Origin of the sequence: Aquimarina mytili, assembly GCF_016735115.1 — a bacterium.
In the GTDB taxonomy this organism is placed as follows: domain Bacteria; phylum Bacteroidota; class Bacteroidia; order Flavobacteriales; family Flavobacteriaceae; genus Aquimarina; species Aquimarina mytili.
Genome location: NZ_JAERQJ010000002.1, coordinates 552,028 through 565,502, shown reverse-complemented (window position 1 = coordinate 565,502; position 13,475 = coordinate 552,028). Strand labels below are relative to the sequence as shown.

The 13,475-nt window shown below is 32.4% G+C and carries 13 protein-coding genes; 7 read left to right on the top strand and 6 right to left on the bottom strand.

All coding sequences use genetic code 11. The annotated features are described in order from the left end of the window. Nucleotides 1-282 precede the first annotated feature (282 nt). The 4 genes from JJQ60_RS07335 to JJQ60_RS07320 all read right to left on the bottom strand — a co-directional run bounded on the left by JJQ60_RS07335 (nt 283) and on the right by JJQ60_RS07320 (nt 3,927). A complete protein-coding gene (locus JJQ60_RS07335) occupies nt 283-1,470 on the bottom strand; it encodes a class I SAM-dependent methyltransferase (protein ID WP_201918192.1) in 1,188 nt (395 codons plus the stop codon). Nucleotides 1,471-1,549: 79 nt separating this feature from the next. Continuing rightward, nucleotides 1,550-2,638, bottom strand: coding sequence for an AI-2E family transporter (locus JJQ60_RS07330; RefSeq protein ID WP_201918190.1), 1,089 nt, complete (start codon nt 2,636-2,638; stop codon nt 1,550-1,552). A 129-nt stretch (nt 2,639-2,767) separates the two neighbouring features. Next, nucleotides 2,768-3,283 (bottom strand): TrmH family RNA methyltransferase, encoded by a 516-nt coding sequence (locus JJQ60_RS07325; RefSeq protein ID WP_201918188.1) that lies wholly within the window; start codon nt 3,281-3,283, stop codon nt 2,768-2,770. Further along, nucleotides 3,283-3,927, bottom strand: a complete 645-nt coding sequence (locus tag JJQ60_RS07320) for a DUF4159 domain-containing protein (RefSeq protein ID WP_201918186.1) — start codon at nt 3,925-3,927, stop codon at nt 3,283-3,285. Before JJQ60_RS07320 ends, JJQ60_RS07325 begins: the two co-directional genes overlap by 1 nt. Nucleotides 3,928-3,971: 44 nt before the next feature. Between JJQ60_RS07320 and JJQ60_RS07315 the strand changes: the two genes are divergently transcribed. The 6 genes from JJQ60_RS07315 to JJQ60_RS07290 all read left to right on the top strand — a co-directional run bounded on the left by JJQ60_RS07315 (nt 3,972) and on the right by JJQ60_RS07290 (nt 9,488). Continuing rightward, nucleotides 3,972-4,691, top strand: a complete 720-nt coding sequence (locus JJQ60_RS07315) for a DUF1223 domain-containing protein (RefSeq protein ID WP_201918184.1) — start codon at nt 3,972-3,974, stop codon at nt 4,689-4,691. Between the two features lie 555 nt (nt 4,692-5,246). Beyond that, nucleotides 5,247-6,311: a hypothetical protein gene (locus tag JJQ60_RS07310; protein WP_201918182.1), complete on the top strand. Its 1,065-nt coding sequence runs from the start codon at nt 5,247-5,249 to the stop codon at nt 6,309-6,311. Nucleotides 6,312-6,328: 17 nt separating this feature from the next. Continuing rightward, nucleotides 6,329-7,198 (top strand): hypothetical protein, encoded by an 870-nt coding sequence (locus JJQ60_RS07305; protein WP_201918180.1) that lies wholly within the window; start codon nt 6,329-6,331, stop codon nt 7,196-7,198. Nucleotides 7,199-7,221: 23 nt separating this feature from the next. After that, nucleotides 7,222-8,286 carry a GTP-binding protein gene (locus tag JJQ60_RS07300; protein WP_201918178.1) on the top strand — a complete coding sequence of 355 codons (1,065 nt, stop codon included), beginning with the start codon at nt 7,222-7,224 and terminating at the stop codon, nt 8,284-8,286. Next, on the top strand, nt 8,276-8,872 hold the full coding sequence (locus JJQ60_RS07295) for a hypothetical protein (protein ID WP_201918176.1): 597 nt from the start codon (nt 8,276-8,278) through the stop codon (nt 8,870-8,872). Before JJQ60_RS07300 ends, JJQ60_RS07295 begins: the two co-directional genes overlap by 11 nt. 70 nt (nt 8,873-8,942) lie before the next feature. Continuing rightward, entirely contained in the window at nt 8,943-9,488 is a 546-nt protein-coding gene (locus JJQ60_RS07290; RefSeq protein WP_201918174.1) for a pyridoxamine 5'-phosphate oxidase family protein, read from the top strand. A gap of 38 nt (nt 9,489-9,526) precedes the next feature. On the opposite strand, the gene JJQ60_RS07285 is transcribed toward JJQ60_RS07290, so the two are convergent. Beyond that, nucleotides 9,527-10,684, bottom strand: a complete 1,158-nt coding sequence (locus JJQ60_RS07285; RefSeq protein ID WP_201918172.1) for an esterase-like activity of phytase family protein — start codon at nt 10,682-10,684, stop codon at nt 9,527-9,529. Nucleotides 10,685-10,991: 307 nt separating this feature from the next. On the opposite strand from JJQ60_RS07285, the gene JJQ60_RS07280 reads away from it, so the two are divergent. Beyond that, complete coding sequence (locus tag JJQ60_RS07280; protein WP_201918170.1) at nt 10,992-12,677, top strand: T9SS type A sorting domain-containing protein; 1,686 nt, start codon at nt 10,992-10,994, stop codon at nt 12,675-12,677. Between the two features lie 92 nt (nt 12,678-12,769). On the opposite strand, the gene JJQ60_RS07275 is transcribed toward JJQ60_RS07280, so the two are convergent. Further along, nucleotides 12,770-13,474: a 16S rRNA (uracil(1498)-N(3))-methyltransferase gene (locus tag JJQ60_RS07275; protein ID WP_201918169.1), complete on the bottom strand. Its 705-nt coding sequence runs from the start codon at nt 13,472-13,474 to the stop codon at nt 12,770-12,772. Nucleotide 13,475: the final 1 nt, after the last annotated feature.

The window sequence follows — 13,475 nt, the reverse complement described above, 5'->3', positions numbered from 1 at the left end:
CCCTAATTTCTATTTGAGTTTATAACTGAACGGAAAAGGTCTGAATCGAATGTATAAGTTTAAAAACTTAGAGTGTATAGATAGTGTACCTTTTCCGTTCTTTAAAATATAAAAAATTTAAATGCAAATCTAAAGGAGTGATTCGACCTGAGAAGAAGTGTATCGAGAATAGGATTATTGATTAAAAAAAGCTATTCTCGATACATTTTGTTTTCATCACAGTACAACAAGGTGCTCGAATTGACGCTTTTTTGTAGTATTTTTCTTAATTACACAACAGATTTAACCCTGTATTTTTTTACATAATATAACGATCCTTTTGTTGTTACAATTGGTTGTAAAAAAGAGGTAGTTATCACCTCCATCTTTGATTTTATGCTTTTTTCTTAAGACTGCGACACTTTCAGGGAAGTTGCGTGTTGTAATATTGGCTTTTGTAATTCCTGCTTTAGAAATGGTTTTCTTATGATATAAAAAAGTTGTTATAACTTCAAACCGTCGACCAGGAAAGTCAATTTTCTGATCAGAAGTATATAAATGGGAATGTAAATGAAGTTTTTTTACTTCAAAGGCATTACCAACACTCAAAAAACCACCGCTCTTAAGAATTGCGGCATTGGGTTCGTATAAAAATGCTTTTGGTTCTGAATAATATATCGATTGCTTTACCTCTTCCTTTAAAGAGAAAGAGAACTCATGCGTTCGATTTTTTGTAATGTTTATGGTCTTAATGATACAGTCACCATCAAAACTTTTCTCCAAAATCCACAGTAGTTCTTTTACTTCGTTTTCTACCGCTACTACATGAATTTCTTTTACATATTTTAAGGCATTTACCCCGAGATGTATATCGAGTAGAGGAGAAGTTTTAATTAGAATGTTCTTACTTTTGGCAAATAGAATATCTAAATTATCGATTACATTAGGAATACAATCTTCCAGAAAGAAAACCTTTCCTTTACTGTCGTGCCTTCTGGAAGGATCGATGTATATCCAATCCAACTTTTCAAAATTTTTAAGAATAGTTACTCCGTCTCCCGTAAGCGATTTGATGTTTTTTACATCGAGGAGATCAAAATTATATTTGGCAATAGCACTAAGGTCAATATTAAGTTCGCAATGTATAACGTGTTGCATTTTTTTAGAAAAAAAATAATCATCTATTCCAAAACCACCGGTTAGATCTATTAAAGTGTCTCCAGAAACTAGGCTGCTTTTGTAGATAGCTGTTGCTTCAGAAGAAGTTTGCTCCAAGTTTAATGTGGGTGGGTAATAGATACCTTTTTTAGAAAACCAAGTGGGCAGTTTTTGTTTCGCTTTTAATCTTCCGTTAATTTGTTGGGCTATTTCTTGTATGGAAATATCGACAAAAGGACTTCCTCTTAAAATCAATTTATTTAAATCAATTGAAGTATTTGATTTTTCGAATATAAATTCTTGAACTTCTTTATGTAGTATTTTTTTGTTCAAATTTTCAAAGTTTCAGAATTGCAAAACCATAATGTTTGTAAGTGTTCAGTTTTATTTAAAATTCTTAACTAGTAACTAACTACAAATCCTTGGTAAGTGTTTTTACGATTTTATATTCAGACAAAAACTCTTTCGCAATTACTTTTATAGCGGTATAAAAAGGAACAGCTACAATTAACCCACCAATTCCGAATAGTAAACCAAAAATAAGAATGGCTAAAAAGATTTCTAAAGGGTGAGATTTTACGCTAGTACCAAAAATTAGTGGTTGATTTAAAAAATTGTCAATCATTTGAATTCCTAAATATCCAATTAAAATATAGGTGAGTTTTGGCAACATCACGGTTTGAAAATCAAGTCCCAAATTACTTGTTATGGCAAGAATTAGCACAAACATTCCACCAAATAAGGGGCCTATATACGGAATAAGATTAAAAATTGCAGCAATTAATGCTACGGCAATTGCATTATGAACACCAAAAATAAGAAGTAAAATAGTGTATAGAACAAAAAGAATAAAGACCTGTAAAAGTAGGCCAACAAAATAACGAGATAATAAATCTTTGATTTTAGTAAAAGCTCTCATAAACTTGTTTTCGTCTTCTTTTTTGGCAAATACCAGCAAGCTATTTTCTAATAAAAGACTATCTTTTAGTAAGAAAAAAGAAATGAATAAAACTGAAAACAATCCAATTAATACGGACCCAAATCCACTTAAAAAAGAGTTAATCATATTGGGTACCGCCTTAAGATCAAAGAACTGCATGAGGTCAGTTTTTTTGACAAGTTCGATAAGGCTTAGTTTTTCTATATTGAAATAATCACTAACTTCTTGATTAAGTCGATCTAAATCATCGCCAATACTATTTACATCAATCTCTCCAATCAATTGTCCTTGTTCTACAACAATAGGCACAAACAGCGTAAAAATACTTAAAAACAGCCCTATGGTTATAACTAAGGTAAATACTACGGCAAGAGTATTGTTGAATTTTAATTTCCTTTTTAAAAAAGAGACTAAAGGTCTTCCCATTAAAGAAATTACCGCGGCAAATGCAATATAAATGAGTACGGATTGTATTTTATACAAAAACCATAATAACCCTAGAATGCCCACAATAATTGCTACTGCTCTTAGGATACCATATGCGATTGTTTTTGAAGTCATATTTTAAGAATTTCTAAGCAATAAAGAATCAAAGTTACAAAGATTTATAGTGCCAACGTTAGAAAGCTATAAAGCTGTTAAGAATTAAGACTATAAGCATATTTAAGTTTTCAAGTTAATTTAATACATTCAATCAACCGTTAACTGTTTCGTAATTTCATACAATGCTATTCCTGTTGCAGTGGCCACATTCATACTACTATTATTGCCGTGCATAGTAATATGAACAATTTGATCTGATACAGCCAAAAGATTTTCAGATACACCAAGGTTTTCTTCTCCGATAACAATGGCTATTTTTTCAGAAGATGTTAAACGATACTCAGAAACTGGAATACTATCCTTAGTGATTTCTAAAGACAAAATAGTATAATCTTCAGTTTTTAATTGTTGTATAACATCCATAATTTGCTCTGATTGCTCATAAGGAATAATTTCATGAGTTGAGCGAGCGGTACGTTGCATACGTTTGCTAATTACAGTGACGTTTTCTCCGCAGAAATGGATTCTTTCTACTCCAAAACTATCTGCAATTCTAAATATACTGCCAATATTTGCTGGAGAATTAACCCTGTCGCATACCAATGTTATTGGAAACTGGTTTTTTGTAAATCGGTTATTTTCGTGCTTCAGTTGTTGATCCATTAATTCTCAAAAGCGTATTTCATAATATTAGCACCCATTTTTAGCGCTTTTATACGTACTTCAGGAGGGTCATTATGCACTTCAGGGTTTTCCCATCCGTCACCTAGATCACTTTCAAAAGTAAATAATAAGACTAATCGACCTTCATGTTGTACTCCTAATGCTTGTGGGCGTTTTCCATCATGTTCATGAATTTTTGGCAATCCTTTCGGGAAATCATACTTTGAAGAAAAAATAGGGTGATTATTAGGAAGTTCTACTAATTCTTTATCTGGAAAAACTTTAATGAGCTCCTTTCGTATATAAGGCTCCATCCCATAATTATCATCAATATGTAAAAAACCACCACTAAGTAGGTAATTTCTTATGTTTTCTGCATCTTTTTCAGTAAAAAAAACATTGCCATGCCCCGTCATATGAATATAAGGATACTGAAAAATATCAACACTCTCAGGTTTAACAGTTTTGGGCTTATTAGCGATTGTAGTATTTATATTTTGATTACAAAAAGAAATAAGATTAGGTAATGCTGTAGGATTGCTATACCAATCTCCCCCTCCTTTATACTGCAAAACTGCAATATCTTGAGCGCTAATACCTGCTGAAATTAAAAAAATGAAGATATACCCAGTAAGTTTACCCATAACATTCGTCTAAATTAAAGTCTAAAAGTACTAAAATAAAACAGATGCGAAAGAAGCTTTTACTCCTATTTATAACTATCATTTCGTCATTAGCAAGTGGTCAAGATAAAAATGAATCTGCAATTGTATTAGAATTATTTACCTCTCAGGGGTGTAGTAGTTGCCCTCCGGCAGACGAATTGCTAGATAAGATTCGACAACAGTATCAGGATCAAAATGTGTTTGTATTGTCTTATCATGTTGATTATTGGAATAGGTTAGGATGGAAAGACCCCTTTAGTACTAAAACATTTACTGATTATCAAAGAGCATACGGATCACAATTTAAGAGCAGATCGATTTATACACCTCAATTAGTAGTAAATGGTAGCGAGCATTTTACGGGTTCTAATCATTACAAAACTGATATTGCTTTACAAAAATATGCTAAATCTAAAAGTACAAATGTCATTATGTTGAAAAACATAAAAAAGAAACAAGAAGAAATAGAACTAGAGTATGGAGTTGAAGGCGATATGTTTAATACGATCACTTTTGCTTTAGTAGTTTCTGAACGCATTACCGTTGTATCCAGAGGCGAAAATAGAAACAGAACCTTAAAAAACACGAATATTGTTGCCAGTCGTAAGGTTACAAAAGGAAGTACAGGAAATGTTTCTATTTCTATTCCTAATTGGATAACAGATAAAGATGAACTTTCTATTATTGGATACACGCAAGATACATCTTTGAAAACCACAGGAGCGTCAAAAATTAGAATTTAGGATTTTGAAATCATGTATATTTTCCAGGGAGCTTTTTTTGTGAGATTTCGTTTTTGAATAGCGTAAATACCTCCTGTCACTGACGAGAGCTTTTCACAAACTTTGAAATACCTCCTGCCATTGACGAGAGCTCTTCGCAAACTTGAGAATATCTCCTGCCACTGACGAGAGCTCTTCGCAAACTTGAGAATATCTCCTGCCACTTACGAGAGCTCTTCGCAAACTTGAGAATATCTCCTGCCATTGACGAGAGCTATTCGCAAACTTGAGAATATCTCCTGCCACTGACGAGAGCTATTCACAAACTTAAAACCATTCTGGTATTATACTGATTATTAATCATAAAGAAATATTAAATCCGGATAAGTATATATTAAACGAAAGTTTTTTTAAAGATTAAATCGCTATATTTGAAACACTTACGTTTTAAGCACCTCCTCTAAGCATAATTGTACAAGCTAATCTAGTAATACAATGATTATAGTATTGTTTATCATTAGATGTATGGTCTGATGATCACTCATTGCTATATTTTATTGCATAAAATATGTCGATATGGATAAGGATGTAATTAAAAGGTTTATTGCCGAGGGCAAAACCCAAAAAGCTATTGAGTTTTTATTGTCAGAAAATGGTAACAACAAGGATATAATAATTTTATCTGGGCGATATGAATCTATAAATGATTTGTTTCGTAAAAATGCTGTTGATATAAGTTATAAAAGTATAGAAGAAGTAAAGATTAACAACGAATTACTTAATCTAATAGAAGATTTAGAGATAGATACAGTCAAAAATTCAAAAGAAATTATCCCTTCATTCAAATTTATTGATAATACAGAAATAAGAATGGATTATCAATTGATAGATAAAAAGGAGCATGAGATCAATTATGTAGATGAAGCTATTGGATATGGATTAAGTATACCTAATAAAAAATTATGGACAGATCCTCAATATTTGAATTATTTTGAATACTTATCCAAATTAGGTTTGAAGGGTATGGAGGAAGAATTAAAAATGGGCCTTGCGATCATACCTTTTGGCAATATGCTTCAAAATTCTAAGCATATTATTTTTCAATATGGTCGAGAGTTGGATATCAAGTATACCGATACATCTTCTACAGAACTAATCGACAAAATCATAAAGTTGGCCAATAAAGCTAGTCTTGAAGAAAATCAACAAGAATTAGATGAACAGACGATAGCTGAATTTAGAGTAGGTATGTTTAAAGGTGATTTAAATATGGATGGATCGGTATTTTCTAACGCAATCACCATAGCGGTCTATGAGAAAAAATATGCGCAAAGTAGTTCTCTGCCTATTAATCTTCCTAATTTTTTTAAGGCAATGATAGGACATAATTTAAATGAATCTATAGATAAATTAGAAGCTTTTTCAGACTCAATTATGTGGGTTACAAAGAATAAATTGTTAAATCTTGAGATTGATAATAAACGAAGTAATCTTTCCATATTTAGAGCGAATAAATTAGTCGAAAACGATGAACAAATCTTTGCAATATCGGTACAATATGCACCAGAAACGGATACAACTATAGAAATTTGGAGCGAGTTGAAAGATGTTTTTGACTCATTTTCGATTTTGAGTAATTAAAATTAGATCGAAATGTTATGACAAAACAAGAAATTACAGATGTGGTTAACGTGCTGATACAAAAAGGAAAAGTTAAAGAGGTTCTTGAACATTTGGCTAATTATGTTAAAGGAAAGGATAGGTACTTAGAAAATGATTTGTTATTGCAAACTGCTTCTTTTAATCGAAATAAAAGAGACTTTAATAGAGGCATGATATCGCAAGGCAATTTTAATGTGGCTTTAGCAAGATTAAATAATGCACTCCTGGAAATTATGGATCAATTGCCTGAGAAAGGCAATGCTGTTTCTACTTCTTCTAATGGTGTAACGGCTTCAGTTCGTAAAATACTTTTTCTTAGTGCCAATCCTAAGCATACGCTTCAATTGCGGTTAGGAGAAGAACTCCGAAAAATAAAAGATAGTATGAGTATGGCTACCTTAAAAGATCAATTTGATTTAGAAATTGAACCTGCCGTAAAAATTTCAACAATTACAAAAGCAATGCAGGTACAAAAACCAGAGATTGTTCATTTTTTTGGGCATGGAGCGGGTAGTGATGGAATTCATGTAGAAGATGATAGTGGACATTCAGTTTTATTTCCTACAGAAGGGTTAGGTAGATTGTTTAAAAATTTTAAAGATACGTCCAAATGCGTTGTACTAAATGCCTGTTATAGTAAAGCGCAGGCAGAAGTAATTAGTGAGCATGGAATTTATGTTGTAGGGATGAATGATGCTATTGGAGATAAAGCAGCTATAGATTTTTCTGTTGGTTTTTATCAAAGTATAGGAGAAGGTAATGATTATGAATTCGCCTTTGATATGGCTTTGGTAAATAATTCTACTAACCTAAAATACGCCGATACTCCAGAACTTTGGTTAAATGGTTCTAAATTAGATGTTTAGTTTTCTTAACTTTATAGTGTACTATGGAAGACACAAAAAAACAATTAGATAAAGTCAGGACATTTGTTGGCAAAGCAAAACTAGCTGAAGCAATCGAAGAATTATCTACCATAGTAAATATACATCAAGAAACGAATTATAAAAGTACCACCTTATTGATTAGTAGGCTTAATAGACTTAAAGAGAATCAAAGATTAGGAATCATTAATCAATCCGAAATCGCAACAGAGTTTAATAGAATATCCAATAGTATACTCGATATCATGTATGATATTGAATTAGAGATACATTTAGAAAATGTAAAGAAAGATACAAAAACTGAGCTTGAAAATATTCAAGAAGATAGAATTGAAGAAATACCAAAAAAAGAAAATAGGACAGTAGATCTAGATAAAAAGAATAAATTAATAATTGAGAATGGTCAGGAGGATAGTAATGAAAATGATGAAATAATAATTGAAAACTTAGAAAAAAAATTAAATTATTTAACTGAAAACAATCTTCAGAAATTCTTTAATCAAAAAATATTATTACTTGGTGCATTTGGTGTTGGTAAAACGAGTTTGGTGAATCAATTTGTTCATGGTAGCTTTTCTGAAGAATATAAGACTACTTTGGGGGTTTGTATTAAGAAAAAAAAAGTAGTTTATAATCATTCAGAAACCACATTGATTATTTGGGATATGGAAGGTGTGATAGGCGCCGAAGAATTGCGCCAATCGTATCTTAGGGGAGCACATGGAGCATTAATAGTAACAGACCTTACAAGACCTGATACAGTGGAAGTTGCTCAAAAAATAAGGAAGCTTCTAAAAGGCTTTTTACCTAATATACAAGTACTAACGATATTTAATAAATCTGATAAAACTCCGATTATAGAAACAAGTACAATGGCACATTTGGCATCAAAAGGACATAGAATACTTTTGACTAGTGCCAAAACAGGAGAAAATGTTGAAGATGCCTTCATTTATCTAACCAAACTAATTCATAGGTTACTAGTTAAATTTCGTAAAGAAAGAATTGTAAAAGTTAAAGAAAAACTTGAATATCGTAGGAATAAAAAAAACACTCAAAATGACCACTAATATTGATTTATCATTTATTCGTATCAATGACGCATCAATTACGATATTGGGTGATATTCCGACCTGGCTAAACGTGCTTTATCCAGAAATTAAAAAGGAAATATCTGTTGAAAATGTATTGAATCGATATCCATTTCTACTTTTAGCAATGCAAAAAAACGAAAATCTGGATTTTGATAATAATGCAATGAAGATTGATAGCTCTATTGAAGAGAGAGAAGATAAGATTTATGAAATTGATATTTATCGAATAGATATAAATAGTGTAAAATTTATTATTCTGCATCATATTTCTAATCGTCAAACTGGTTATGAATCCATTGCTAATGCTCGTAGTGTGGCCTTAAAAAATGAGATAGAAAATGCTAGTCATATAAATAAATTATTTGAAGTACAAGGTATTCTTTATGATATCGAAACAGGAATGACAGGGATCAATAACTTTTTTGAGATTGTAAACTATAACGGTCTTGATCATAATGAAAAAGCCCTATTTAAAATAGGAAAACGACAGATATCAAATATTAAGAGGTTATTACTAGAGTTTAAAGATATAGTCAATCCTGAAAATGAAAAACCTTTATAAGATGCTCAGCGAGATTCAAATAAAAAAATGAAAATAATTAACTTTATCACAAATCAACTTTACGATAAAAATGGCAAAAATATTCGATCACATATCAGATGACTTAAAAGAGTTTATAACGCGTCAAAAGATATTTTTTGTAGGTACAGCGGCCCAAGAAGGAAGAGTAAATGTTTCACCAAAAGGAATGGATACCTTTAGGGTCTTAGATGCAAATACTATCGTATGGCTTAATCTAACCGGTAGTGGTAACGAAACTGCTGCTCACTTGTTAAAACATAACCGAATGACTATTATGTTTTGTGCCTTTGAAGGTAAACCCCTTATCCTAAGATTATATGGGGCAGCAAAAATATATCACCAAAAAGATGATACTTATCAAAAATATATAGACTTATTTCCTAAAACAATAGGTTCTAGACAAATAATTGAGATGAATGTAGATATGGTACAAACATCTTGCGGATTTGCAGTGCCTTTTATGGATTTTAAAGAAGAGAGGACACAATTAATATCCTGGGCAGAAAAAAAAGGAGAAGACCGATTAATAGAATATCGAAAAGAAAAAAATACCGTAAGCATAGATAATTTTGATACGGGATTGCCTACAGATTAAGAATGAACTTCAAAAACTAGTGTTCCCGTAAAGAATCTTTATGGAATTACTTTAAAAACAATCAATTGATTAAGCTGTGGATAAAAAGAGTTAAAGTTATTATCAGATATAAGTACTAATGTTTTACTGCCATCTTTAAGGGTTGGTCCAAAAGTAATTCCCTCGAGATTATCTACTGTCGTATTTGTTAGGTTGCTTCTAATGGTTTCAAAATCAAAAAGCAAAGTTTTGGTAGCCTTTGTATAGTTAGCACTGTTTAAAGTCTCTATAGAAAGGGTGTTTGTTGCATTAGTAGCATCAACCTTATAAATTTTTACATTATTACCGCCATCAATATATCCAGAAGCGAAAGATCGCTCTAAGGCCAAAAATTTATTGTTTTCATATTCTAGTATTTCAACCAAACCATTAACTTCAAAAGTAGTTCCTAATGCTGCTTCTCGGGCTACTGGATCTAACTCATATGCAAATTGTCTTTCTGCAATACCGGTTGTTTTATTAAATGAGGTTATTCTTACTGGAGATTCGGTATCTGTTGTAGTAGGTTCTGGACCATCTTGTATAAGAGGTAACTCAAAAGAAACCCAATATCCTTTAGAATCAAATCGTAACGAAAGTCCTTCTAATACCCCATTATGCCTGGGGCCTGAAGTGTCGTTTGTAGTATTAGCCTTAAAATTGTCAGGCAACGTAAAACTTCTTACTTGATCACCTTGTGTAGAGATTTCAATCAAAGCAGGATCCACATCATTGTTAATAGAACCCTCGCTAGTATATACAAAAGTATTCGAAATAGGATCATATCTAATAGCTTCAGGATCTACAATTCCTGGAGTCATCGGATTACCAGAAACATCTTTTATTTCTATCATTTTGGTGATCTCCACATTCTGAAAAGCATCTTTGTCGTATATAATATCGGCTTCATAAAAACGAATTGGAGGGGTAGAAGTATCACATATGATATACCATTTTCCGTTTTGGTAATCTATCCCAGAAAACCCGCCAATAGGGACACCGTTTATTTCTTGATTAGGAATAACAAATTCATCTATAAACTCAATAGAACTAATCGTATTCTGATTATTTATCGATGGAGTATTATCTGTATTGGTGCTCGTTTCGGTAGTGTTGTTTGATGAACAACTCCAGGATAATAAAATAAGAATAAACACCCTTTTGATACTCTGAAACATAACAAATTTGATTGAGAGATAAAGGTATAGATTTCTCATCAAAATGATGCACGATGGTTTCATTAGTTTGTAGTTATGATAGTAAAACCTTACTTAGGGATAGGTGTTTAACCCTTGTTTATAAGGTGTATACCTCTTGATATTGATAATGGCATTGTATTACTTAGCTCCAGATATTGAAACTCAATTATCTTAGACTTACCCCTTTCTGTAGATTCAGAAAAACCACGAACTACTTTGTGCAGATTGATACAAACAAGCTGCGACCATACAAGAAAATTTATTAACTAATTTAATATGAATCATTATGAAAACATTTTATTACTGTATGGCCTTTTGCTTTATTACAAGCATTGGTTTTTCACAATTTCAACATTCTTATGGAACCGAAAGGACAGAAATGGGAAGATCACTCACACAGCTTCAGAAAATCGAGAAAGGATATTTATTAGCAGGGTATACTTCGCAACAATTTATTGGAAGTCAAGAAGCAACATTAGTCAAAACGGATCTTAGTGGTAATCAGATCTGGTCTCGTGTTTACGGAGGTGAAGATCGAGAATACTTTAACTCTGTAAGACAGTCTACAAATTTTAGTCCTAATAACAATACTTCGTATGTGGCCGCTGGGATGACGCGTAGTTTTGGTTTTGGCGGAGGAGATGCTTTTCTTTTGGGAACAAATACCAATGGTGCTCCTGTTTTTGCCAAAACTTATGGTGGAGAAAGGTATGATGCTGCCCATTGTGTACAAAACATCAAAGATGAAAATGGAAGGCCCGGATATATTATGGTGGGTGAAACGAGAAGTTATCCTCAGGCTTATCCAGGAACCAATATATACGTTGTACGTACTGATGATCAAGGAAATCTTACCAGAGCTACTGTAATTGGTGGAGAAGGAGATCAACGTGGTATGTGGATAGAACAAACAAGAGATGGAGGGTATATCATAGCGGGTTCTACTACTAATTATAGATGTGTTGGTAGTGATGGTTTGGCTTTTCCTCCAACAGATATCTTTGTGATAAAGTTGAAACCTGATTTAACAATAGAATGGAACAGGATACTAGGATATCCAAAAGACTTAGATCCCACTCAAGGTTATAGAAATGTTGCTACATGTGTAAAACAAAATAATAAAGGAGATTATGTATTAACAGGGTATACCAATAGTTTTGGACTTAACCATTCATATGATGCTTTTCTTTTAAATATAAGTAGAACAGGTAATTTCTTAGGGTTGAAAACCTATGGTTCAGAGCGTACCGAGGTTGGATATGGTTTAGAAGAAACTATAAGCCCAAATGGAAATCAATTATATACTATCGTAGGGTTGCAATATGTTACGTCAAGAAAAGCACTGATGTTTCAAACCGATGCCGGTGGTAATCTATTATGGGCACGTAATTATGGAAGAGATGGGCAAGAAGGAGGTCTTGAGTTGGTAAGGGATGATTTTGATAAAGGATTTGCTTTTACCGGATATACTACATCTATTGGAGCTGGTGGAGCAGATATTTACCTGGTAGAAACAACAGATACAGGTAAAACCGGAACGGTTTGCGAAAAAGAGATAGATTTAAAAGAAGTAAAGCATGAACCTTGTATTATTCGAAGTGTTCAACAAATCTTTGTAGACGATTATAGAAAAATACAACCGAAGGCAATCAGAATGGAGTATAAAGAAGATAGATGCGGCAGTGTTTTTGGTGGTAGAGCAAATGAAATTAAAGCACTAGAAAAGTTTCCGGGAGCACAGCTATTTCCAAATCCTGTAAATAATCTACTAACAATTCGAACGGGAGGTGGATCTAAGGTTGTCGCTGTTAAAATTTTTGATATACATGGCAAAGAAGTCATCGAAAATGTCCATACAGGAAGCGCGGGCGAAATGGTATTGTCAACAGAAGCTTTATCCAAAGGAGTATATATTGTAAAATTACAAACAGAAGATGGGAAAAAACATGTTATGCGATTTTTGAAGAAATAAGATTTTCAAAAGTAATACAAAAATTAGCTACACCTTCCTTGTTAAAAAAGGGAGGTGTTAGTTTTTTATGAACTCAATACGTTAGTTTATGTTCATGAATTGATAAATGCAATGCTATGTGCAGCGACCATGGCTGCAGTTTCGGTGCGTAATCTTGTTTCACCAAGTGTTATTGGCAAATATCCTTTTGATAAAGCATTTTGTATCTCTTTTTTTGAGAAATCACCTTCGGGACCAATTAGTATAGTTGTATTTAACTTAGAAGTTACCACATTTTTCAAAGACTGTTTTTTAGTTTCTTCGCAATGAGCAATAAGTAATTGATCTTCATTTTTTTGTGCTACAAAATCGGAAAAAGAAATAGCAGGATTAAGTTTTGGTAAATAACATTGTAGAGATTGTTTTGTTGCACTCAACAAGATACGTTCAAAACGTTCATGCTTAATAACTTTTCGTTCGCTATGATCACAAATAATCGGTGTGATTTCATCAATACCAATTTCTGTTGCTTTTTCTAGAAACCATTCGTATCGATCATTCATTTTGGTAGGGGCAACAGCAAGATGAAGCCTATATTTTCGGTGTTCCTGTTTTTTATGAGATTCTATAACGGCATGACACTGTGATGGATTAGAAAAGGTAATACAAGCTGTAAACAAGTAGCCTTTACCATTGGTTATATACAATACATCTCCTTCATTTTTACGTAATACCTTAGCAATATGTTTGCTTTCTTCTCTTGAAAACTTTATTTCTGTGCTGGATGTGGTTAAGGTATCGTTATAAAATAATTGCATT